The organism is Pseudomonas sp. GL-B-26, assembly GCF_019947405.1.
In the GTDB taxonomy this organism is placed as follows: domain Bacteria; phylum Pseudomonadota; class Gammaproteobacteria; order Pseudomonadales; family Pseudomonadaceae; genus Aquipseudomonas.
In genome coordinates this window covers 1-22,369 of sequence record NZ_JAGYGJ010000051.1, presented here as the reverse complement: position 1 = coordinate 22,369, position 22,369 = coordinate 1, and the positions used below count along the sequence as shown (strand labels likewise).

At 58.7% G+C, this 22,369-nt stretch carries 23 protein-coding genes and 2 tRNA genes; 11 read left to right on the top strand and 14 right to left on the bottom strand.

Features of this window, described 5'->3' with window-relative positions; all coding sequences use genetic code 11:
• Nucleotides 1–2: 2 nt before the first annotated feature.
• Together recA and recX are read left to right on the top strand one after the other, a co-directional pair.
• Nucleotides 3–1,055 (top strand): recombinase RecA, encoded by a 1,053-nt coding sequence (recA, locus tag KGB23_RS25345; RefSeq protein ID WP_007907270.1) that lies wholly within the window; start codon nt 3–5, stop codon nt 1,053–1,055.
• Between the two features lie 8 nt (nt 1,056–1,063).
• Entirely contained in the window at nt 1,064–1,531 is a 468-nt protein-coding gene (gene recX, locus KGB23_RS25340) for a recombination regulator RecX (protein ID WP_223433020.1), read from the top strand.
• A gap of 42 nt (nt 1,532–1,573) precedes the next feature.
• Here recX and KGB23_RS25335 read toward each other — a convergent pair whose 3' ends face one another.
• Complete coding sequence (locus KGB23_RS25335) at nt 1,574–2,692, bottom strand: TIGR00730 family Rossman fold protein (RefSeq protein WP_223433019.1); 1,119 nt, start codon at nt 2,690–2,692, stop codon at nt 1,574–1,576.
• Between the two features lie 366 nt (nt 2,693–3,058).
• On the opposite strand from KGB23_RS25335, the gene KGB23_RS25330 reads away from it, so the two are divergent.
• Nucleotides 3,059–3,253, top strand: coding sequence for a hypothetical protein (locus KGB23_RS25330; protein ID WP_223433018.1), 195 nt, complete (start codon nt 3,059–3,061; stop codon nt 3,251–3,253).
• Here KGB23_RS25330 and KGB23_RS25325 read toward each other — a convergent pair whose 3' ends face one another.
• On the bottom strand, nt 3,254–3,679 hold the full coding sequence (locus KGB23_RS25325) for a PA3611 family quorum-sensing-regulated virulence factor (protein ID WP_056739218.1): 426 nt from the start codon (nt 3,677–3,679) through the stop codon (nt 3,254–3,256).
• 189 nt (nt 3,680–3,868) lie between these two features.
• On the opposite strand from KGB23_RS25325, the gene KGB23_RS25320 reads away from it, so the two are divergent.
• From KGB23_RS25320 to KGB23_RS25310, 3 genes are all read left to right on the top strand, one after another.
• Nucleotides 3,869–4,603, top strand: a complete 735-nt coding sequence (locus KGB23_RS25320) for a tRNA-uridine aminocarboxypropyltransferase (protein WP_223433017.1) — start codon at nt 3,869–3,871, stop codon at nt 4,601–4,603.
• 265 nt (nt 4,604–4,868) lie between these two features.
• Complete coding sequence (erdR, locus tag KGB23_RS25315; RefSeq protein ID WP_033053926.1) at nt 4,869–5,516, top strand: response regulator transcription factor ErdR; 648 nt, start codon at nt 4,869–4,871, stop codon at nt 5,514–5,516.
• Between the two features lie 80 nt (nt 5,517–5,596).
• Nucleotides 5,597–5,959, top strand: a complete 363-nt coding sequence (locus tag KGB23_RS25310; RefSeq protein ID WP_008010143.1) for a diacylglycerol kinase — start codon at nt 5,597–5,599, stop codon at nt 5,957–5,959.
• Here the strand turns inward: KGB23_RS25310 and KGB23_RS25305 are convergent.
• On the bottom strand, nt 5,956–6,882 hold the full coding sequence (locus KGB23_RS25305) for a LysR family transcriptional regulator (protein ID WP_008153977.1): 927 nt from the start codon (nt 6,880–6,882) through the stop codon (nt 5,956–5,958). The genes KGB23_RS25310 and KGB23_RS25305 overlap by 4 nt on opposite strands.
• Before the next feature lie 150 nt (nt 6,883–7,032).
• On the opposite strand from KGB23_RS25305, the gene fpr reads away from it, so the two are divergent.
• Nucleotides 7,033–7,812: a ferredoxin-NADP reductase gene (gene fpr, locus KGB23_RS25300; RefSeq protein WP_030127957.1), complete on the top strand. Its 780-nt coding sequence runs from the start codon at nt 7,033–7,035 to the stop codon at nt 7,810–7,812.
• Nucleotides 7,813–7,866: 54 nt separating this feature from the next.
• On the opposite strand, the gene tsaA is transcribed toward fpr, so the two are convergent.
• From tsaA to rimO, 6 genes are all read right to left on the bottom strand, one after another.
• Nucleotides 7,867–8,577 (bottom strand): tRNA (N6-threonylcarbamoyladenosine(37)-N6)-methyltransferase TrmO, encoded by a 711-nt coding sequence (gene tsaA, locus KGB23_RS25295; RefSeq protein WP_223433034.1) that lies wholly within the window; start codon nt 8,575–8,577, stop codon nt 7,867–7,869.
• A gap of 59 nt (nt 8,578–8,636) precedes the next feature.
• Nucleotides 8,637–9,407, bottom strand: a complete 771-nt coding sequence (locus tag KGB23_RS25290) for an SDR family oxidoreductase (RefSeq protein ID WP_223433016.1) — start codon at nt 9,405–9,407, stop codon at nt 8,637–8,639.
• Between the two features lie 136 nt (nt 9,408–9,543).
• Nucleotides 9,544–10,014 (bottom strand): DUF1456 family protein, encoded by a 471-nt coding sequence (locus KGB23_RS25285; RefSeq protein ID WP_150654848.1) that lies wholly within the window; start codon nt 10,012–10,014, stop codon nt 9,544–9,546.
• A 75-nt stretch (nt 10,015–10,089) separates the two neighbouring features.
• A complete protein-coding gene (locus KGB23_RS25280) occupies nt 10,090–10,800 on the bottom strand; it encodes an rRNA pseudouridine synthase (RefSeq protein WP_223433015.1) in 711 nt (236 codons plus the stop codon).
• 82 nt (nt 10,801–10,882) lie between these two features.
• Nucleotides 10,883–11,356: a GNAT family N-acetyltransferase gene (locus tag KGB23_RS25275; protein WP_223433014.1), complete on the bottom strand. Its 474-nt coding sequence runs from the start codon at nt 11,354–11,356 to the stop codon at nt 10,883–10,885.
• A 113-nt stretch (nt 11,357–11,469) separates the two neighbouring features.
• Nucleotides 11,470–12,807, bottom strand: a complete 1,338-nt coding sequence (rimO, locus tag KGB23_RS25270; protein WP_223433013.1) for a 30S ribosomal protein S12 methylthiotransferase RimO — start codon at nt 12,805–12,807, stop codon at nt 11,470–11,472.
• Nucleotides 12,808–13,096: 289 nt separating this feature from the next.
• On the opposite strand from rimO, the gene KGB23_RS25265 reads away from it, so the two are divergent.
• Nucleotides 13,097–14,998, top strand: coding sequence for a potassium transporter Kup (locus KGB23_RS25265; protein ID WP_223433012.1), 1,902 nt, complete (start codon nt 13,097–13,099; stop codon nt 14,996–14,998).
• Between the two features lie 87 nt (nt 14,999–15,085).
• Here KGB23_RS25265 and KGB23_RS25260 read toward each other — a convergent pair whose 3' ends face one another.
• Nucleotides 15,086–15,394 carry a DUF3077 domain-containing protein gene (locus KGB23_RS25260; protein WP_223433011.1) on the bottom strand — a complete coding sequence of 103 codons (309 nt, stop codon included), beginning with the start codon at nt 15,392–15,394 and terminating at the stop codon, nt 15,086–15,088.
• 495 nt (nt 15,395–15,889) lie between these two features.
• Between KGB23_RS25260 and KGB23_RS25255 the strand changes: the two genes are divergently transcribed.
• Nucleotides 15,890–16,180, top strand: a complete 291-nt coding sequence (locus tag KGB23_RS25255) for a type II toxin-antitoxin system Phd/YefM family antitoxin (RefSeq protein ID WP_223433010.1) — start codon at nt 15,890–15,892, stop codon at nt 16,178–16,180.
• Nucleotides 16,181–16,191: 11 nt separating this feature from the next.
• Nucleotides 16,192–16,479, top strand: a complete 288-nt coding sequence (locus KGB23_RS25250) for a type II toxin-antitoxin system RelE family toxin (protein ID WP_223433009.1) — start codon at nt 16,192–16,194, stop codon at nt 16,477–16,479.
• Nucleotides 16,480–16,535: 56 nt separating this feature from the next.
• On the opposite strand, the gene KGB23_RS25245 is transcribed toward KGB23_RS25250, so the two are convergent.
• From KGB23_RS25245 to KGB23_RS25230, 4 genes are all read right to left on the bottom strand, one after another.
• Nucleotides 16,536–17,831, bottom strand: a complete 1,296-nt coding sequence (locus KGB23_RS25245; RefSeq protein WP_223433008.1) for a virulence factor family protein — start codon at nt 17,829–17,831, stop codon at nt 16,536–16,538.
• Nucleotides 17,831–20,473, bottom strand: coding sequence for a bifunctional lysylphosphatidylglycerol flippase/synthetase MprF (gene mprF / locus KGB23_RS25240; protein ID WP_223433007.1), 2,643 nt, complete (start codon nt 20,471–20,473; stop codon nt 17,831–17,833). The genes KGB23_RS25245 and mprF overlap by 1 nt, the downstream gene beginning before the upstream one ends.
• A 278-nt stretch (nt 20,474–20,751) precedes the next feature.
• A tRNA-Met gene (locus tag KGB23_RS25235) sits at nt 20,752–20,828 on the bottom strand.
• Nucleotides 20,829–21,059: 231 nt separating this feature from the next.
• A tRNA-Met gene (locus KGB23_RS25230) sits at nt 21,060–21,136 on the bottom strand.
• A 301-nt stretch (nt 21,137–21,437) separates the two neighbouring features.
• On the opposite strand from KGB23_RS25230, the gene dinB reads away from it, so the two are divergent.
• On the top strand, nt 21,438–22,369 hold a 932-nt coding region (gene dinB / locus KGB23_RS25225; protein WP_223433006.1), incomplete at its 3' end, for a DNA polymerase IV.

The following is a 22,369-nucleotide window of genomic DNA, read 5'->3' as shown; positions in this document are numbered from 1 at the left end:
TAATGGACGACAACAAGAAGAAAGCCTTGGCTGCGGCCCTGGGTCAGATCGAACGTCAATTCGGCAAGGGTGCCGTAATGCGTATGGGCGATCAGGACCGTCAGGCGATCCCGGCTATCTCCACTGGCTCTCTGGGTCTGGACATCGCGCTCGGCATTGGCGGTCTGCCAAAAGGTCGTATCGTTGAGATCTACGGTCCTGAATCCTCCGGTAAAACCACGCTGACACTGTCGGTGATCGCCCAGGCTCAAAAAGCCGGCGCGACCTGCGCATTCGTCGATGCCGAGCACGCCCTCGACCCTGAATACGCCGGCAAACTGGGCGTCAACGTCGACGACCTGCTGGTTTCGCAGCCGGACACCGGCGAGCAAGCCCTGGAAATCACCGACATGCTGGTGCGTTCCAACGCCGTTGACGTGATCATCGTCGACTCCGTGGCAGCTCTGGTTCCAAAGGCTGAAATCGAAGGCGAAATGGGTGACATGCACGTGGGCCTGCAAGCCCGTCTGATGTCCCAGGCGCTGCGTAAAATCACCGGTAACATCAAGAACGCCAACTGCCTGGTTATCTTCATCAACCAGATCCGTATGAAAATCGGTGTGATGTTCGGCAGCCCGGAAACCACCACCGGTGGTAACGCGCTGAAGTTCTACGCTTCGGTTCGTCTGGACATCCGCCGTACTGGCGCGGTGAAAGAAGGTGACGAGGTTGTCGGTAGCGAAACTCGCGTCAAGGTTGTGAAGAACAAGGTAGCTTCGCCGTTCCGTCAGGCCGAGTTCCAGATTCTTTACGGCAAGGGCATCTACCTCAATGGTGAGATGATCGACCTGGGCGTGCTGCACGGTTTCGTTGAGAAGTCCGGCGCCTGGTATGCCTATGAAGGCACCAAGATCGGTCAGGGCAAGGCTAACTCGGCCAAGTTCCTGGCAGACAATCCGGAAATCGCCGCCAAGCTCGAGAAGCAACTGCGCGACAAGTTGCTGACTCCAGCGCCGGACGTCAAAGCATCGCCAGTCAAAGAGACTGCTGATGACCTGGCTGACGCTGATATCTGATTGATCCGATGACCGCCGTACTCGATACACTCGTCGCGGTGCGGCGAACCGCAATGGACCTGCTCGCGCGACGCGAGCACGGTCGAGTCGAGTTGACGCGTAAACTGCGTCAACGCGGCGCCCTCCCTGAAATGATCGACTCGGCTCTCGACCGTTTGACGGAAGAAGGCCTGCTGTCCGAATCCCGCTACCTTGAAAGCTTTGTTTCCTACCGTTCCCGTTCCGGTTATGGCCCTTTGCGTATTCGCGAAGAGTTGAGCCAGCGCGGCCTGCAACGTACCGACATCGAACTCGCTTTACGCGAGAGCGGTATCAACTGGCAGGAACAACTGGAAGACACCTGGCGGCGAAAGTTTTCCGGGCATTTACCGATAGACGCCCGGGAACGTGCCAAACAGGGCAGGTTCCTGAGTTATCGGGGATATTCCATGGAAATGATCAGCCGCTTGTTCAGTGGCCGAGGGATGGACGATTGACTGAAACGGCTCGCTATTTTGATAGCGGGCCGTTTTTTTTGCTTACGTAACCTTGGACGGTTCCCGCGAGCGCTGTTGCGCCTGGGGTTGGGATTGCGCCCAGTTTTCCGGCAGGTTGATGTAGTCCACCAGTTCCCGCAGACGTCCATGATCACGGGCGTTGAAGGTGAAAGCGAGTCGCGCCAGGTGGCTGAACTGCGGTTCGTCGTGTTCCTCTCCGCTGTAGGCGTGTTGATGGAAGTGATCGCTCAGGCACAGGTCGGCAAATGCCTCTTGCATGTGTTCGAGCGCCTGGTCGCTGAGCTTGTGATTCATGCGGATCACGAATTGATGCTTGAGCCAGCGGCTGGAGTGGAAGTTGCTGTAGAACTGGTTGATCTGCTCCACAGCCTCTTCCGCGCTGTAGACCAGACTGACGAGTTTCATATCGGTCGGCAGGATGTAGCGATTTTCCTCCAGTTGATGGTGAATGAAGTCCAACGCGCCTTGCCAGAAATTGCCGCCGGGAGCGTCCAGCAATATCACGGGCACCAGCGGGCTTTTGCCCGTCTGGATCAGTGTCAGCACTTCCAGCGCTTCATCCAGGGTACCGAAACCGCCAGGGCACAGGACCAGCGCATCGGCTTCCTTGACGAAGAACAGCTTGCGGGTAAAGAAGAAGTGGAAAGGCAGCAGGTTGGTAGTGCCATTCACGGTGGGATTGGCATGCTGCTCGAAGGGCAGGGTGATATTGAATCCCAGGCTGTGTGCCAGGCCAGCACCTTCGTGGGCCGCCGCCATGATGCCACCACCGGCACCGGTAATGACCATCAGGTCTGACCGCGCCAGCGCGGCGCCAAGTTCCCGGGCCAGACCGTACAGCGGATGTTCTATCGGTGTTCGGGCCGAGCCAAAAACGGTGACTTTGCGGCGCCCCCTGAACTGCTCCAGAACACGGAAGGCATGTTCCAGTTCACGCAGGGCTTGCAGGGTGATCTTGGCATTCCAGCGGTTGTGATCTTCCTGGGCCATGCGCAGCACGGTCAGGATCATGTCGCGGTAGATCGGGATGTTCGGGCTGTTGGGTGAAACAAGGTTGAGTTGCTCTTCGACCTTGCTGATGAGGTCGTGGCCGCTTTCTTCAAAATGACGGCTCAGGAGGTCATTCGGTTGGTAAGGCATCAACTTCTCCTTCCATACAGGCTCTGTTTTTCCCTTGGATGAAGGAAACATTCGCACAACAAGACGGGCAATGGGCAGCCCCTTTCCTGCCCTGAAAAGTAAACGTGAACACTATGAATCTAGACCCTCGCAGCGTTTTTCGCTGACTTGATCATTGCGCCGCAAAGTCTTTCCTGGCAACCGCTTATTGGCGATTTGCAAGGTGCTTTCACCGCTCGTCTGAACGCAAGGCGAGTGTCCGACAGTCTGATTTACTAAATTACAGGCACGACACGACAACTTTGCGTCAAAGGCAGGACGCACGTTACAAGCGGTTCAAGGATTTTATCGCTCAAGCAAGGGCGAGGTGCAGGGAGGCGGGAAGTGATGGCCAGAGTCATTCTGGAGATCGATACGCAACTGTATCGATTGCTGAAGTCATCAGCCGAGACCAATCATTTGAGTCTCGAAGAAGAGTGCTGCCGGCGTCTGGAGGGGGCCGACCGACGTTCACGTTATTTGCAGGCGTTGTTGGCAGAACTGCGCGCCGAGGATGAACAGCGGCGCGCCAATCCCCAATGATTACTTCTTCTTGGTCGGAGCCGCTTTCGGGCAATCCGATTCCTGATAGCTGGCGGAGCCGACTGCGCGGTTGGTCTTCACCTCAGTGAAGTCGTAACGCATGACCGCGCCCTTGGCCATCAGTTTGCGGAACGATGGGTTGTTGCATACAGAGGCGCCAAGCTGGAAATACACGGCTTTCGGGTCGGCACGCATCTTGTTGGCGTGGCTGCTTTGTACGCTTAGATGGTTGATCAGCGTGTTGCCTTCGACGGTGTAGCCCTGATCAAGAATGTCTTCGTTGATCGCCCGTGGAGTACCAACACTGCTTTGTGTGGCGACGTTTCGCAGCTCTCTGTTGAGATTCTGCTCACTCAAGGACGCAGCCTGAGCGCTGAAGGACGACGCCAGCAAAATGGCAGCGGTGGGAACGATAAGGCGCAGCATGAAACTCTCCTGGTTCAGTGACTGGTGGTTCGACCCGTCACATGACTGTGCGTTCAGTGGCGGCGAATTATAGGGGACGAGGCCTGGACGGTACAGGCTTGCGCCGGCTGCTCTGATAAACTGCCGCCACTTTCTGCCCTGCCGAGTGTTTTTCGTGTCGATTTTCTTCCCCTGCCGGCGTTGCCTGCGATGAACCCTGCAACCCCACGCTTTGCTGCAAACGCAGTAGCCCGCTTGCGCGATGAGCGAGAGGAAGAGGGCATCAAGCCGATTCAGGCCCGAGGCTGGAGGGCACCGCGTTGCCGAGCCTGCCGCGTGATCGAGAGCCACTGCCTGTGCGCCTGGCGTCCGCAAGTCGAGGCCCGTTCTGGCGTGTGCCTGATCATGACCAACAAGGAAGTGTTCAAACCGAGCAACACCGGTTGGCTGATCGCCGATGTGGTGCGCGACAACCATGCGTTCATCTGGTCGCGTACGGAAGTTGATGAGCAACTGCTGGCGCTGCTGGCCGACCCGCAATGGCAGCCCTATCTGGTGTTTCCGGGTGAGTACGTCGAACCCGAGCGTGTCACAAACAGCGTCGATGCCGATCGTTCGAAGCGTCCGCTGTTCATTCTGCTGGATGCCACCTGGACAGAAGCCCGAAAGATTTTCCGCAAAAGCCCCTACTTCGATCGGCTGCCAATCCTGAGCCTGTTACCCGAGAAGCTGTCGCGGTACCGGTTGCGCCGATCGACCCGCAGCGAGCATCTATGCACAGCCGAAGTGGCGGCGTTGTGTCTCGATCTGGCGGGCGATACCGAGGCTGCGTCGGCGCTGGACGCTTATTTCGACGTATTCAGCCAACATTACCTTGATGCCAAACATCAGCTTGAAATGAATGTTTCAACACCAGCACACGCCGAGCTGATGCCTTTTGTGTAAATCGGCGTCCCTGTTAGCCGCTGATTGTCGCCCATACTGCAAAGAACTGTACTGGCCATGCACCTTGACCACCCCGGCTTCGCTGGGCATGCTTGGCGCCGATTAGGGCGCGGCCAAAGTTTGATACGCCGTATTCTTTACGTGGATAGCCACGTGATTGGCGTTGAACGTGCCCTGTTGGTACAGCTCCGTGGCTGTACCTCGAGTTGTTTTGGTGAGGCCTGAATGCATCGGGCGTCCCATAAAAAACAGGATCATTTGAAAAATGGCCACATACGAAATCCTGATTGCCGATGACCACCCTCTTTTTCGTAGCGCCCTGCATCAAGCGTTGACCCTGGGCCTGGGCCCGGAAGTCCGCCTGGTGGAAGTGGCAAGCATTGCCGAGCTGGAAACCCGTCTGGACGAGAAGTCCGACTGGGATCTGGTGCTGCTGGACCTGAACATGCCGGGGGCCTACGGTTTTTCAGGGCTGGTGCTGTTGCGCGGTCAGTATCCGCAGATTCCGGTGGTCATGGTGTCGGCCCAGGAAGAAGCCTCGATCATGGTCAAGTCTCGTGAATTCGGCGCCAGCGGCTTCATCCCCAAGTCCAGTGATCTGAGCGTCATCCAGAAAGCCGTACGCGCGGTGCTCGATGGTGATGTGTTCTGGCCGCCCCAGGCGTTCGAGGCGGTCAGCGTTTCCGCCGAAGCCAAGGCCGCCAGCGAAGGCCTTGCGAGCCTGACGCCGCAGCAGTTTCGTGTGCTGACCATGGTCTGTGAAGGCTTGTTGAACAAGCAGATTGCCTACGAGCTGAGCGTTTCCGAAGCGACGATCAAGGCCCACGTGACGGCGATTTTTCGCAAGCTGAATGTGCGGACCCGGACCCAGGCAGCCTTGCTTCTGCAACAACTTGAGTCAATTTCGAACTGATCAGACGCGGCGCGTTCACGCTTTTTTGACTGTGCTTAATCTAGCCTTCCCACTTCATTTTTTGGTCAGTTGCCTACTTTATGTCACCTTTCAAAGGCCAAACCGGCCTAAAACGCATCCTCAACGCCTCCGGTTATTCGCTGGACGGTCTGCGCGCAGCTTTCACCGGCGAAGCGGCCTTTCGGCAACTGGTGTTGCTCAACGTCATATTGATCCCGCTGTCGTTCTTCCTGAACGTCAGTCGCGTCGAGCAGGCGTTGCTGATTGCAGTGTGCCTGTTGGCGTTGATTGTCGAATTGCTCAATTCGGCCGTGGAAGCGGCCATCGACCGCATTTCCCTTGAGTTGCACCCGCTGTCCAAGAACGCCAAGGACATGGGCAGCGCCGCTCAGTTCGTAGCCTTGAGCATGATCGCGCTGGTCTGGGCAGTCATCCTGCTTTAAGCGATGGTGGGCAGAACGATCTCATCGCTGCGCTGAACCCCGGCGGTGAAGGCGCGGCACAGGTCGAGGAATTCACGCATCGCCGACGTTTGATATTTCTGTTTGTGCCAGATGAAATAGAACTGCCGCGCCAGGTCCAGATCTGGCGTTTCCACCGGCACCAGGCTGCCACGGCGGAACGCGTCGCGTAGCGCCAGACGCGAAATACAGCCAATCCCCAACCCGGACTCCACGGCACGCTTGATCGCTTCGGTGTGTTCCAGTTCCAGTCGGATATTCAGTGAGCTGCGATGGTGACGCATGGCCTGGTCAAAGGTCAGTCGCGTGCCGGAGCCCTGTTCCCGCAGAATCCAGGCCTCATGGGTCAGCTCTTCCATGGTCGCCGTGCCGCGCTTGGCCAGTGGATGCTGGGGCGCGCAGAACACCACCAGTTCATCCTCCACCCAGCTCTGCACTTCGATGTCCGGATGGCTGCAGTCACCTTCGATTAGACCCAGATCAATTTCATAGTGGGCGACTTGCTGCACAATGTTGGCAGTGTTCTGCACGTGCAGCTTCACCTGGCTTTCCGGATGGCGCTGCATGAAGCTGCCGATCAGCAAGGTGGCCAGGTAATTGCCGATGGTCAGGGTCGCGCCGACCGCCAGAGAGCCGAATCCCGACTTGCCATTGAGCAAGTCTTCGATTTCCTTGGACTGGTCGAGCAGCGCCACCGCTTGCGGCAGCAGCTGTTTGCCGAGGGCATTGAGGCTCAGCCGTTTGCCGGCGCGGTCGAACAGCTGACAGCTGGACTGACGCTCTAGCTCGGTGATCGAGGTGCTTGCCGCCGATTGCGAGAGGTTGAGCAGGCCCGCAGCACGGGATACGCTTTCCTGCTGGGCGACGGCGACGAATACTTGAAGTTGACGGAGAGTAAATCGCATATCGATATAACCGATAACCCTTATCTTAATAATCCAGTTAACAGATATTGTGGCTGCCATTAGAATGCGATGCAATTGCGCACAGCAGCTCATTTTTCGCAGCGCGGGCGCAGAGCATGCGCAGACCAAATCTCCAGGAGTCCCACGTACATGAGCAACATGAACCACGAGCGTGTCCTCAGTGTTCATCACTGGAACGACACTCTGTTCAGCTTCAAGTGCACCCGCGATCCGGGCCTGCGCTTCGAGAACGGTCAGTTCGTGATGATCGGCCTGCAACAGCCCAACGGCCGGCCGCTCATGCGCGCTTACTCGATTGCCAGCCCGAACTGGGAAGAGCATCTCGAGTTCTTCAGCATCAAGGTGCCTGATGGCCCGCTGACTTCCCAGCTGCAGCATCTGAAGGAAGGCGACGAGATCATCATCAGCAAAAAGCCTACCGGCACGCTGGTGCTGGATGACTTGAAGCCTGGCAAACATTTGTACCTGCTCAGCACCGGTACCGGTCTGGCGCCGTTCATGAGCGTCATCCAGGACCCGGAAACCTACGAGCGTTTCGAAAAAGTGATCCTGTGCCACGGCGTACGTTACGTCAACGAAGTCGCTTACCGCGAGTTCATCACCGAGCACTTGCCGCAGAACGAGTTCTTCGGCGAGGCCCTCAGTGACAAGTTGATCTACTACCCGACCGTGACCCGCGAGCCGTTCGAGAACGAAGGTCGCCTGACCGACCTGATGCGCAGCGGCAAGCTGTTCAGCGACATCGGTCTGCCACCGATCAACCCGCAGGACGACCGCGCCATGCTGTGCGGCAGCCCGAGCATGCTCGACGAGACCAGCGAAGTGCTGAACAGCTTCGGCCTGAAAGTGTCGCCGCGGATGCGCGAGCCGGGTGATTACCTGATCGAGCGAGCGTTCGTCGAGAAGTAAGAACATCGCATCACTGAAAAGCCCCCATTGCCTGTGCAGGCAATGGGGGCTTTTTTATGCCCGATGCAGGTTGGGGGCGGGAATGACTTCAAGGACGCGGATCACACCCGCCTCTGGATAATGCCAGCGCACGTCAAGGTCCCAGAACTGTGCGCCGTATTCCCGTTCGGGTGTGGGAATCTGATACGCCGGACGTGGGTCTTGTGCCAGGCATTGCTCGATCAACTCCACCAGCGGTTCTTCAAGGCGCTGAGCATGGCCGTGAGCCTGTTGCAGTGCTGAGTCCGTCCACTGCACGGGAATCAGCAGCGGTGCGGCGCTGGCGATGCTGTTGGAGGCTGTATCAATGATGTCGGCGTAAGGCACGTAGGGTTTGATGTCGAGAATCGGCGTGCCGTCCAGCAGGTCGATGCCGGATATCCACAGGCGATTGGCTTCAACCTTGTCCAGCTTCACCACGGATTGGCCGATGCCGTTGGGCCGATGCGTCGCGCGGGTGGCGAACACGCCCATGGATTTGTTACCGCCGAGACGAGGAGGGCGGACTTTCAGCCGTGGCTTTTCTTCCAGTGTCTGATGAAACAGGAACAGCAGCCACACGTGGCTGACCTGTTCCAGACCCTGCACCGCATCGCCCTGATCGAACGGCGCCACCAGTTCCAGTACACCGCGAGCGGCCGGGGCCAGTTGTGGCTGGCGCGGGATGGCGAACTTCTCCTTGAAGCAGGAGCGCACGAAGCCGATGGGGGAAACGCTGTAGGTCATGGTCTGCGGTCGAGGCGGGATAAGGGCGAGCATGATAACCCACCCGGCTCTGTGGCGAGTCAGAGGCTAAACCCGCCATCCAGCGGAATGATATTCCCGGTCATATAAGCGCCGGCCGTACTCGCCAGACTGATCGCCAGCGCCGCCATTTCTTCCTCCCGGCCCCAGCGTTTCATTGGAATCAACGCCGTATCGTCGGCCAACGCCTGCTCATCATTCCCAATATGCTGAGTCATCTTGCTCGGAAAACGCCCCGGCGCGATGACGTTGACGTTGATGTGCTGACTCACCAGTTCCCGAGCCAGAATTCGCGACAGTTGATGCAGGGCAGCCTTACTCGGCCCGTAGGCATACGCCTGCTCGCCGAAGGACGAAATTCCCGCCACTGAGCCGATGTTGATGATCCGCGCCGGATTCGCTGCCGAACCGGCCTTACGCAGCAACGGCAAAAACTGCTGAATGCAGTTGAACACCGAGGTCACGTTCAGTTGCATGACCTTTTCCCAGCCCTTGACCGGGTAGCTCTCCAGCGGCGCGCCCCACGTGGTGCCGGCGTTGTTCACCAGAATATCCAGATGAGTGATCTGCTCACCCAGTTGCGTAGCCAGTTGAAGTACGCCTTCTTCGGTGGCCAGGTTGGCTCCCACTCCGTGGCAACGACCGAATGCGCTCAATTCATCAGCCGTTTGCTGACAGGCTTCGGCATCCCGGGCGCAGACGTACACGGTTGCGCCAGCCTCGACATAAGCCTTGGCGATCATTTTGCCAATACCACGGGTGCCGCCGGTCACCAGAGCGGTGCGGCCTTGCAGGGAAAAATACGGGTGCATGGCGAATCCTGAGAGCTGAGGGTCAATACACCCTAGTCGTCAGCCGCCGGAAGCGGAGCCACTATTTTTGCGAGGAATGAGGGTCTATACAGCCTGGCTTTGAGCCGCGGGTTTGCAGCTCAAGGCCAGCGGGCACTTACTGCGGACGCACGCGCAGGGTCAGGCCCTTGAGGAAGTTGCGCAGCAACTGATCGCCGCACGGACGGTAGTTGGTGTGGCCGAACTTGCGGAACAGCGCGCTCAGCTCAGGCTTGGACACCGGGAACTCGGAGGCCTTGAGGATGGCGTGCATGTCGTCTTCTTTCAGTTCGAAGGCCACGCGCAGTTTTTTCAGGATGATGTTGTTGGTCACCGGCACTTCGATCGGCTGCGGCGGACGGCTTTCGTCCTTGCCGCGCTTGAAGATCACCAGGCCATCGAGGAAATGCGCAATGACTTCATCCGGGCAGCGTACGAAGCCTTCCTCGTCTTCCTCTTTCTTGTCGAGGTACGTCACCAGGTCTTCCAGGGTCACGTCCATGCCGCCGAGCTTGATGATCTCGATGACTTTCTTGTCGCTGATGTCGAGCATGTAGCGCACGCTGCGCAGTACGTCGTTATGAATCATGGTGTGCAGTCCTGATATTCAGCAGTGGGCGCCGCATAAACAGCGGCGCCAAAATGTGTGGCGGCGTGAGAAGTCTTAGAACTTCTCTTTGCCGGACAGGTAACGCCATTGGCCCAACGGCACTTTGCCGATGGACACGCCGCCAATGCGGATGCGGCGGATGGCGACAACCTTCAGGCCTACGGCCTGGCAGAACAGGGCGATGACGCCCGGTTGTGGGTTCTTCATCGCAAAACGCAGGCGGTTTTCGTTCTGCCAGCTGGCTTTGACCGGCGGCAGTTCCTTGCCCTTGTAGGTCAGGCCGTGGTTCAGGCGGTTGAGGCCGTGAGCCACCATGTCGCCTTCAACTTCGACCACATACTCTTGCTCGATCTTGGCGGAGTCGGCAGTGAGTTTGCGCAGGATCTTCCAGTCCTGGGTGAACACCAAAAGACCGCTGGCGTTGGCTTGCAGGTCGGTGCTGGCGGTCAGGCGCAGGAAGTGGCCCTTGAGCGGACGTTTGCTGAAGCGGTGTTCTTCGCTCAAGGTCTCGGCGCTGATCGTTGCCATGGCCGTTTCCGCATTCATGCCCACGGGCACGTTCAGCAGGATGGTCACCGGTTCCGGTGCAGTGGCCTTGGCTTCTGGATCAAGCTCGACTTTCTGGTTCTCGACCTTGAACTGCGGCTCGTCGATGACTTCACCGTCCACGGTGACCCAGCCGCCCTCGATGAACAGCTCAGCCTCCCGACGGGAACAGCCGACGAGTTCGATGAGGCGTTTGGAGAGACGAATCGGGTCAGTCATGACAGGGCCGTAACAAAAAAGGGGTGGGCATTGTACCTGCCTGGCGCCGGTTAATCCCGGCTCCATTTGCGCCGTAAAGCTTTTAGCCGCGTTGAGCGCGCTGATTTGTCTGTTTCATGCGCATGTGCAGCAGCGGATAAGGCTGGCCCATGCCATCGACTTCCGAACGACCGATCACTTCGAAGCCCTGTTTGAAGTAGAAACCCAAGGCTTGCGGGTTCTGCTCGTTGACGTCCAGTTCATCGGCATTCAGGTGTTCCATCGCATAGCGCAGCAACTGCTTGCCCAGGCCCTGGCCGCGGTGAGCCGGGTCGATGAAGAGCATTTCGATCTTGCCCGCCGCGACCCCGGCGAACCCGGTGATGCGCTGGCGCGGGTCTTTGGTGCAGATCAGCATCACTGCATCGAGGTAGCGCGTCAGCACCAGGTTCTTCAGCAGTTCGATGTAGCTGTCCGGCAGAAAGTCATGGGTGGCGCGCACCGAGGCTTCCCAGACCTGAGTGAGTTCTTCGTAGTCGCTCTGTTTCGGCGTGTGGATGACCGAATGTTGGCGCATGGCCGGCTGCCCCTTTTGCAGTTGATGATGCGAATCCTTTCTCCCACAAAACGATAGACGTAAAAAAGCCCCGCATCTCGTCAAGAGAGCAGGGCTTTTGGTATTTTTTGCGTTTAGATCTGTTCAGCCCACAGGTCGTATTCGTCGGCGTCGGTCACTTTGCACCAGACTTTATCGCCTGGTTTCAGGTTGCTTCCATTGTCGATGAACACATTGCCGTCGATTTCCGGGGCATCGAAGAAGCAGCGGCCGACCGCGCCTTGCTCGTCGACTTCATCGACCAGTACTTCGATTTCACGACCGACGCGCAGTTGCAGGCGTGCCGAGCTGATGGCTTGCTGGTGCGCCATGAAACGGTCCCAGCGGTCTTGCTTGACGTCGTCCGGCACGATGGCCGCGTCCAGCAGGTTGGCCGGTGCGCCTTCGACTGGCGAGTACTGGAAGCAGCCGACGCGGTCCAGTTGGGCTTCGGTCAGCCAGTTCAGCAGGTACTGGAAGTCTTCTTCGGTTTCGCCGGGGAAGCCGACGATGAAGGTCGAACGGATGATCAGGTCCGGGCAGATTTCGCGCCAGTTCTTGATGCGGGCCAGGGTCTTGTCTTCGAAGGCCGGGCGTTTCATGGCTTTCAGGACTTTCGGGCTGGCGTGCTGGAACGGGATGTCCAGGTACGGCAGGATTTTCCCGGCGGCCATCAGCGGAATCAGCTCGTCGACGTGGGGGTACGGGTAAACATAGTGCAGACGAACCCAGACGCCGAGGGTGCTCAGGGCTTCGCAGAGTTCGGTCATGCGGGTTTTCACCGGTGCGCCGTTCCAGAAACCGGTGCGGTATTTCACGTCGACGCCGTAAGCGCTGGTGTCTTGCGAGATCACCAACAGCTCTTTGACGCCGGCCTTGACCAGGCGCTGAGCCTCGTCCAATACATCACCGACCGGGCGGCTGACCAGTTTGCCGCGCATCGACGGGATGATGCAGAAGCTGCAGCTGTGGTTGCAGCCTTCGGAAATCTTCAGGTAGGCGTAGTGGCGCGGGGTCAGCTTGATGCCTTGTGGCGGCACCAGGTCGATCAGCGGGTTGTGATCCTGACGCGGCGGCACGGCGTCGTGCACGGCGTTGACCACTTGTTCGTATTGCTGCGGACCGGTCACGGCCAGCACGCTTGGGTGCACTTTACGAATGTTGCCTTCTTCGACGCCCATGCAGCCGGTCACGATGACCTTGCCGTTTTCCTTGATGGCTTCGCCGATCACTTCCAGAGACTCAGCCTTGGCCGAGTCGATGAAGCCGCAGGTGTTGACCACCACGACGTCGGCGTCCTCGTAAGTGGACACAACGTCATAGCCTTCCATACGAAGCTGGGTAAGGATGCGCTCGGAGTCGACCAGTGCTTTGGGGCAACCCAGGGATACGAAACCAACCTTTGGATTGGCCGGCGCAGGAGTGGTGGACATGTCTAACCTCGGTATTTGGGACGCCTCCAGCCGAAGACGGCAAGGCGACAGACGGGCGCTATGTTGCGCCTCTGGTCAAAAAGTGCGCAATTCTAGCGATGAGAGGCGCACTTGACCAGCTTTATGCAGGGAAATACGACGAGTGCTGCGCTATGCTTCGCGCCGTTACGCTTTACCGATTTTTTACAGTCAACAAAACGTCTGTAACAGTAAGTAAAACAGCGCATGCTGCACGGCAAAGCATAGTGCTTCTTCCAAAGAAGTCCGGTCTGGGTAGTAGGAGTGGTGGATGGGTCAGGCAAGTAGTCAGGCGGCGGGTGCCGAGCATTCGGCGGCGAAGCCGATCGGTATGCTGGTCGCGGCGGTCGGGGTAGTTTATGGCGATATCGGCACGAGCCCGCTGTACACCCTCAAAGAAGTGTTTTCCGGTGGCTATGGCGTGCCCGTCAATCACGACGGGGTGCTGGGGATTCTGGCGCTGATCTTCTGGTCGCTGATCTGGGTCGTGTCGATCAAGTACATGATGTTCGTACTGCGCGCCGACAACCAGGGCGAAGGCGGGATCATGGCCTTGACCGCCCTCGCTCGGCGGGCTGCGGCCGGGCATCCGAAGTTGCGCACTTTACTGGTGGTCTGCGGGCTGATCGGCGCGGCGCTGTTCTATGGCGACAGCATGATCACGCCGGCGATCTCGGTGCTCTCGGCGATTGAAGGCCTGGGACTGGCTTTCGAGGGCATCGACCATTGGGTGGTGCCGCTGTCGCTGATCGTGCTGGTGGCGCTGTTCCTGATTCAAAGTCACGGTACCGCGCGGATCGGCATCCTGTTCGGGCCAATCATGGTGACCTGGTTTGTGGTGCTGGGCGCGCTGGGTGTCTACGGCATCATGCAGCATCCGGAAGTGTTGAAAGCGATGAACCCGGTGTGGGGCGTGCGCTTCTTCGTTGTGCACCCGGGCATGGGCGTGGCGATTCTCGGCGCGGTAGTGCTGGCATTGACCGGTGCCGAAGCGCTGTACGCCGACATGGGCCACTTCGGTCGCAAGCCGATTGCCCGTGCGTGGTTCATTCTGGTGCTGCCGGCGCTGGTGCTGAACTACTTCGGTCAAGGCGCCTTGCTGCTGGGTGATCCGGAAGCCGCTCGCAACCCGTTCTACCTGCTGGCACCGAGCTGGGCGCTGATTCCGTTGGTGGGGTTGTCGACCCTGGCCACGGTCATTGCTTCTCAGGCGGTGATTTCCGGTGCGTTCTCCCTGACCCGTCAAGCGATCCAGCTCGGTTACATTCCGCGCATGCACATTCGGCACACCTCCAGCGCCGAACAAGGCCAGATCTACATTGGCGCGGTGAACTGGGCGCTGATGGTCGGCGTGATTCTGCTGGTGTTGGGTTTCGAATCCTCCGGCGCGCTGGCCTCCGCCTATGGCGTGGCGGTGACTGGTACCATGCTGATGACCACTATCCTGGTGTCGGCGGTGATATTGCTGCTGTGGAAATGGCCTCCGGTCCTCGCAATACCGCTGTTGCTCGGTTTCCTCTTGGTAGACGGTCTGTACTTCGCCGCCAACGTGCCGAAAATCATTCAGGGCGGGGCGTTCCCGGTGATCGCCGGTATCGTGCTGTTTGTGCTGATGACCACCTGGAAACGCGGCAAGCAATTGCTGGTCGATCGTCTCGACGAGGGTGGCTTGCCGCTGCCGATCTTCATCAGCAGCATCGCCGTGCAACCGCCGCATCGCGTTCAGGGCACCGCCGTGTTTCTGACCGCGCGGCCAGATGCCGTGCCTCATGCGCTGTTGCACAACCTGCTGCATAACCAGGTACTGCACGAGCAAGTGGTGTTGCTCACGGTGGTGTACGAAGACATCCCGCGGGTGCCCGCATCGCGGCGTTTCGAGGTCGATTCCTACGGCGAAGGCTTCTTCCGGGTGATCCTGCACTTCGGCTTCGTCGACGAGCCGGACGTGCCGCAAGCGCTGAAGCTGTGTCATCTCGATGACCTGGACTTCAGCCCGATGCGCACCACCTACTTCCTTAGCCGCGAGACAGTCATTGCCTCCAAGCTCGAAGGCATGGCGCGCTGGCGTGAGGCGCTGTTCGCCTTCATGTTGCAGAACGCCAACGGCAATCTGCGGTTCTTCAATCTACCGCTGAACCGGGTGATTGAGCTGGGGACTCAGGTGGAGATGTAAGCCACAACAAAAAGCCCCCGTTGCCATTGCGGTAGCGGGGGCTTTTTTGTGTTTGGGGTCTCGGCGCCATTAGTTGCGCTCAGGCAGCTATTTTTTAGATTCGGCTTTTGTCCGAGCAGGTGGCGGCGTCAGTACCTTCACCGCATCATCAATCACGGCCTTACTCATTGCCGTCAGGTAATGCGCGGCCCAAGCGTGTCGGTCGGTGTCGCGGGCGTAGGCAGCATCTTTAGTCAGCTCCTTGGCAAGGAACAGAAAATCAGAGGCCATGGCTAGCGCATCACCGAGGGGGACGTCTCGACTGACACGGAACAGTGCCTTGTTTGAGCAGTAGATGAAGGGGGTGAGGCCGATGGTTTTCAGTTCGTCAGGTTCTGACGGATTTGTTTTGGTCATGGTTTTACTCCTGGGTTCGAGGAGCTGCCATTTTCGTTACCACGCGAAAGGGAGGCAGCTGTACGCAGGGTGGTAAACCGGGAACCAAGGAAACCGGCACGCCCGAGGGCGTCCCACGCACAGCCGCCATAACTCGAGATCGCAGACATAAAAAATGCCCGTGTTCGGGATGAAGGCGCTGTTGCGCTGGTTTCGCCGGGTTACCACACCCGATCGCTGAATAGTCAGCGACGTCCGGAGAGTATCCCGTCGAAGAAAAGCGCAACAAGGCATCAAAGTGCCCAAAAAGAACGATTCGGAGTTTGCCTACAAGGTCTGCGGGCGTCATCCGATATTTCGACACCTTAAGTAAACGAAACTAAACACGGCGAAGATGTGTGAAACACGCAGGTTGATCAGTTCGCGTTTTTTGCCGCTTGCTGTATGTCGAATTCGACGCAATACTCTGCGTAGAACTATGTGTTCAAATTTGCATGATTGTGTAGAGAGGTGGGTATGACGGCATTACTGGAGCGTGCTGACCAAGCCATATCGGTGACTGCAATGGTCAGGGGGTTCAGCGCAAGGCTCAAAGAGATTTCTAGCCGAGCCACCGAGCGGCTGGTCATTTTCAAGGACAATCAGCCAGCAGCGGTCATTATCAATGTCGATGCGTATCAGGAAATGCTCGACGAGCTTGAGGACCTTCGGGTTGAAGCAGCGGCTCGAGAGCGACTGATCGGTTTTGATCAGGCCAAGGCAGTCAGCCACGACGATATGCGGACGCGGTACGCCAGGAAAGACTAAAGGAGCTGTGGATGGTTTGGGGCGTTATCTATCATCCGGAGGTCCAGAGGGATCTGGATCTGCTGGGAGCTGTGGCGGCGAACCGCATTCTTGATGTCATCGAAGAGCGGATTATCAATGGTGAGCCGGACAAGAGCGGCAAGCCCCTAAGAGCCAGCCTTGCAGGCTGTAGACGGATCCGGACAGGCGACACGCGGATTGTTTATCGAGTCGATGGCAAGGCGATTCAGGTATTGATCGTTGCCGTCGGTGCTCGACGCGACGAAGAGGTCTACGGCGCGGCAGAGCGTCGCCTCTAACCAAAAAGCCCCGCAACCTTAAGGCTGCGAGGGCTTTTTGTTGGGCGACGCTCAGATCACTCCTGAGCCGTCTCACCCTTGGCTTGTCGCTTTTCGATGATATCCACCAACCGCTGGGCCAGCGCCGGATAGTTCTCGTCGAAGTGATGGCCGCCAGGCAGTTTCATCGCTTCGCCCACCGCAGTCTTGTCAGTACACCCGCTCTCGTCGACTTCTTCTTCACCGTAGATGCACACCACTTTCTCCGGCGGCAGCTTGGCCATTTCCGGGCCGGTGGCGGCTTCTTTGCCGGCGTTGCCGAGCCAGCCTTCGACTTCGATTTCGAAGCTGCCGGTGCGGGCGAAGGCCAGCAGGATGATCGCGTCGACCCGTTGCTGTTCCGATGGCTCCAGGCGGTTGTAGATCGCCGGCAGGACGTCGGCGCCGAACGAGTAACCGGTCAGGATGAAGCGCTTGGTGCCCCATTTCTGCCGGTAGTGCTGCATCAGCTCGGCGAGGTCCAAGGCGCTTTGCTCCGGGCTCTTGTGCTGCCAGTAGTAGCGCAGGGTGTCGATGCCGACCACCGGGTAGCCGATCTTTGCCATCTCGCCCGCGACGTCGCGGTCCAGGTCGCGCCAGCCGCCGTCACCGGAGAGGAACAGGGTCACGGTGTCCTTGGCTTGGCCGGCGGGCACTTCGACCACCGGGATCTGCAAGCCGCCAGCGGCTTTATCGCCGCCAACGAGAATCTTGCGCAGTTCGTTGTTCAGCACTTGCGGCAGGTTGATGTCGTAGTCGCTGATGCTGGTTTCGGCATTGGGTTGGTCGCGTACGAAACCGGCGCTGGTGTCGTCCGGGTTATCGTTCCAGGCCACCAGCCAGTGGCCGTGAGCGGCGCTTTTCGGTAGCAGGTGCGTGCAGCCTGGTTTTTCCAGGGCCAGGTCCACCGAGATGGCTTGAGCCTTGTCGTCCTTCTGCTCGGACAACCAGCGCCACGCCAGCACGGCGCCAGGGCCGATGCCGCTGACCAGGGTCGCCGGGCCTTTGAGTTCTCTCAGGGCCGATTGCAGGGCGCGACTTTGCAGCAGGCAGTCTTTGGGCAGGATCACCTGAACAATCTGCGCCGAGCCGCTGCGGCTCAGGGTCATCAACTGTTTGTTGCTGAGCTTCTGGTCTTCATTGACCGCCACCAGCACCTGGGCGCGTGGCGTGTTGCCGGGGATGACACGGGTCATCGCGGCGCCATCGGCCGGCGTCAGCTGTTCGAGGGTCGGTTCGGGCGCCGGGCGTTTCAGGTACCAGTAACCGCCACCGAGAATCAGGGCCAGCACTACCAGTGTGGCCAGTACGTACCGCAAGGAGCGTTGAATCATCAGCGTTTCACCAATCCGGTCAAGCCGCCTGCAATCAGGGCGGCAGTGTCGGCCAGGGCAACCAGCGGATCGAGTCCGGCGGGCACGGCCATATAACGGGGTTCCCAGTCAGGCTGGAATTTGTCTTTGAAGCGGCGCAAGCCTTGAAAGTTGTAGAGCTGCTCACCACGGCGGAAAACCATCGAGCCCAGACGCTGGGTCAGTGGTGCGCCACGACGGGGCTGCAACCCCGACAACGGCACCATGCCCAGGCTGAAACGCGCGTATCCATGATTTTTATAATGTTGAATCAGGCCGACCATCATGAACTCCATGGTCAGCTTGGGGGCGTCTGGGTGCGCGCGCATCAGGTCGAGACTGGCCAGATCGTGGCCATAAGTTTCGAGCAGGTTGGCGAACGCTACCGGGTGACCTTCAAATCGGATCACCGCAATGCGGAAGTGCTTGAGGTAGTCATCGCTGAAGCGGCCGAGGGAGAAACCTTTCTCGCGCACGTTCTTGCCGGTCAGCCAGGCATCGGAAATCACCTTGAGTTCATCCATCGGCGCTTGTCCGGGATCAAAGATCTCCAGCGACAGGCCATCGCGAGTGCCACGGTTCCAGGTGTAGCGCAGGTCTTTCATCTCTTTGCCTTTGGCCTCGAGATCAAAGCGAAGCAGATCGACCCGGGCTTCTTCGCCGAGTTTGATCGCGGTCAGGCCGATGTCCATGTAGTACGGCAGGTTCTCGGCGCGCACTTGATAGAACACAGGACGGGCGTGGTGGATGTCGCAGAGGTCGCGGAACTGCCAGATCATTTCCGCCCGTTGCTGGGTCGGGCCGATCGGGTCATACAAGGCCACCAGACTGCGACCACGACGTGCGTACATCAGGAACGCCTCGTCATTGGGGTGAAACAGCAGCGCCTTGTCTCCGGTCAGGGCAAGGCCGCCATCCGGTTGCGCGGAGGCCATCAAGATCTTTACCGCGCGGTCCAGCTCATCGGGCGTTGGCAGATGGATCACCGGGCGTGCGGTGCGCAGCAGCCAGGTCAGGGACACCACTACCAGCAACACCGCAGCGCCGAGCAGCGAGCGCAAGCCACGCGGGGCATCGGCGTCGAGGGTGAACTGCCACCAGAGCTGATGGCTGTATGGGACGTCCTGATAGGCGAACAGCAACAGCCAGATCGACGCACCGAGTACGCACAGGCTCGCCACCAGATACAGCGGCGAGAACGGCACCTCGGTCAGGCGGCTGGGGCGATAGAACGAGCTGCGAAAAACTCCCAGCAGGCTCGCGGTCAGCGTCAGCAAGCAGGCTTCTTCCCAGTCGAAGCCCTTGAGCAGAGAGAGCAGGGCGGCGACCAGCAACAAGATGGTGGTCAGCATCCAGGCGGCCGACAGTCGGCGGCGCAGCCCCTGGGCCAGCAGCAAGCAAAGCACACCGATCAGGCTGGCACCGAAGTGCGAGGCATCGACCAGTCGATGCGGGATCAGAAAACCGATGTGTTCCAGGCGTGTGTCGATTTCCGGGGTGGCGCCGGAGAACAGCAACACCACGCCGGACAGAAATACCAGCACCGCCAGGATCGGCGCGGCCAGGCCGGACGCCACTCTTAAGGACTGACGCGATTGAAACAGGCGCTGACCTTCGTTGATCAGCAGGAATACGCAGGCTACCAGCAACGGCAGCACCACGTAGATCAGGCGATAGAGCAGCAGCGCGGCAGCGAGTGGTGCAGCGCCGAGTGTGTCGGAGAAGGCGGCCAGCAGAATCGCTTCGAACACCCCGACCCCGCCGGGAACATGGCTGAGCACACCTGCAGCCAGGGCCAACAGGTACACCAGCAGGAACGCGCCGAAAGGCGGTGCTTCCGGCAGCAGCAGATAAAGCACGGTTGCCGCGGCGGCGACGTCCAGGGCAGTAATGATCAGTTGCAGAAACGTCAGGCGACGACCCGGCAGGCGCAAGGTGCGGCGTCCGACCTTGACCAGCAGGTTGTCAGGATAAGGCTGTTCTGGCAGACGGCGGCGGTAAATGCCAATGGCCAGTACGCTGAAGAGCAGCAAAACGGCCGCGGCGATTGCACCCAGCAACGTTTCGGACAAACCCAGGGCGGCAGAGGCGCCAGGCAGGTTGCTGAGGGTCGCGAGGGCGGCCAGTGGGGGCAGGGCGCAGCCTAGCGAGAGGCTGGCGAACAGCGTCATGTGGGCGACTTCAGAGGCGCCCAGGCCATGACGTGCATATAAACGGTAACGAACCGAGCCCCCCGAGAGCATCGAAAGGCCGATGGCATTGCCGATGGCGAATGCGGTGAACCCGCCCAAGGCCAGGATTCGCGGAGCGAGTGTCACGCCCGCGTAGCGGCTGGCCGACCATTCGTAGCCCAGCAGAATAATGAAACCGACCACGGTCGCGCCCAGCGCACCGAGCAATGCCGGTTTCGGAACGTCGAGAATCGAGTCGTGCAGAGCGTACAGATCGAGTTCGCTCAGCAGGTGGCGACAGGCAATCAGCGCGATAGCGAACAACAGCAAAGTGACTGCCAGACCGATGGGCTGGCGGTATTTGCTGATTCGATCAAGCAAGCGCAGACGCTCGGCCTTGATCGGTTGTGTCGCTGTGACGGGGTCTTGTGGATCAGACGAGTTGGCGCGCATCAATCACCTCTTGGATTGTGCGCGACAGGATGGGGGTATCCAGCCAAGTTACCAATCCCTGTAGAAAAAAATAATCACAAATATTAACGCCTCTCACCGGGTATCGGCGATGGTACGTCATCAGTCGTAGAGGGTTCTGTCTGTGGCTCAGCATAGTCTGGGCTCAGAGCATGGGTGAACCTGAACGGCTCGCTACACAGTGGCAGATCATTGTTGCGAAAGGACTTTTTCAACAGATACAAAAAAGGCCACTCTTTCGAGTAGCCTTTTTTGATGTTTGGTTGCGGGAGCCGGATTTGAACCGACGACCTTCGGGTTATGAGCCCGACGAGCTACCAGACTGCTCCATCCCGCGTCTGTGTGGCGGCATTCTATAGAGATACGCCGGGGTGTCAACCGTTAATCCTGAATAGGGTCAAATAAGCGTAAATGAGTGGCGGACGGTCGTGAGGGAGACTTAAGTTTCGGAATCGGAACGATTTCTCATTTCTGCGCCGTCAGACGTTCCACGTCGTTTCCATGCTCATTTTTACAAAAGCGGCGCGCACAAAAAAGGCCACTCTTTCGAGTAGCCTTTTTTGATGTTTGGTTGCGGGAGCCGGATTTGAACCGACGACCTTCGGGTTATGAGCCCGACGAGCTACCAGACTGCTCCATCCCGCGTCTGTGTGTCGGCATTCTACAGAGGATCGGCGGGCTGTCAACCTTCAATCCAGAGAAAACCTCTTCCTGTTCAATCGCTTAGCTTGAAAATAGGGCTGGGTGATTGGCTGTAAGGCCGGTATGGCAAGGCTTTCAGCTCTATCGGGTGAAGCTTTTCGATTGAAAAAATAAATTCATCTGGCACTTTTCCTACGGGTGGAAAAGAACATTCTGAGTACTGGTGCTATATACAGGTGTCAGTGAGATACTGCCGATCTGACCCGCCAATACGCCATTTCTTCACCATGAACACTGCATTTATATGACGCAGCGAAAAATCATCCACGTCGATTGTGACTGCTTCTACGCCGCCATCGAGATGCGTGACGACCCGCGCCTGGCCGGTAAGCCCCTGGCAGTGGGCGGATCGGCGGATCGACGTGGCGTGATCGCCACCTGCAATTATGAGGCGCGGGCTTATGGGGTGCGCTCGGCCATGTCTTCCGGGCATGCCTTGAAGCTGTGCCCGGACCTGACCATCGTCAAGCCACGCATGGAGGCCTATAGAGAGGCCTCCAAGGAAATTCACACGATCTTTCGCGATTACACCGACTTGATCGAGCCGCTTTCGTTGGATGAGGCCTACCTCGACGTGTCCGACAGCGCGCATTTCGGTGGCAGCGCCACGCGGATTGCCCAAGACATTCGCCGTCGCGTTTCTAATCAGTTGCACATCACTGTTTCGGCGGGCGTTGCGCCGAACAAGTTTCTGGCCAAGATCGCCAGCGACTGGAAGAAGCCCAACGGCTTGTTCGTCATTACGCCGGATCAGGTCGAGGATTTTGTCAGTGGTTTGCCGGTGAGCAAGCTGCATGGCGTTGGCAAGGTGACCGCAGACAAATTAGGCAGGCTCGGCATCGTCGATTGTTCGCATCTGCGTGAATGGGACAAGTTGGCGCTTGTGCGCGAATTCGGCAGCTTCGGCGAGCGACTCTGGAGCCTGGCCCGTGGGATTGACGATCGATTAGTGCACAACGACAGTCGTCGGCAGTCGATCAGTGTCGAAAACACCTACGACGTGGATCTGCCGGACCTGGTGAGCTGCCTCGATAAATTACCTGAGTTGCTGGAAACACTGGCCGGCCGCATGGCGCGAATCGACAGCAGCTATCGACCGGGCAAACCATTCGTCAAAGTGAAATTCCATGACTTCACCCAGACTACGCTGGAGCAGGCCGGGGCAGGGCGGGATTT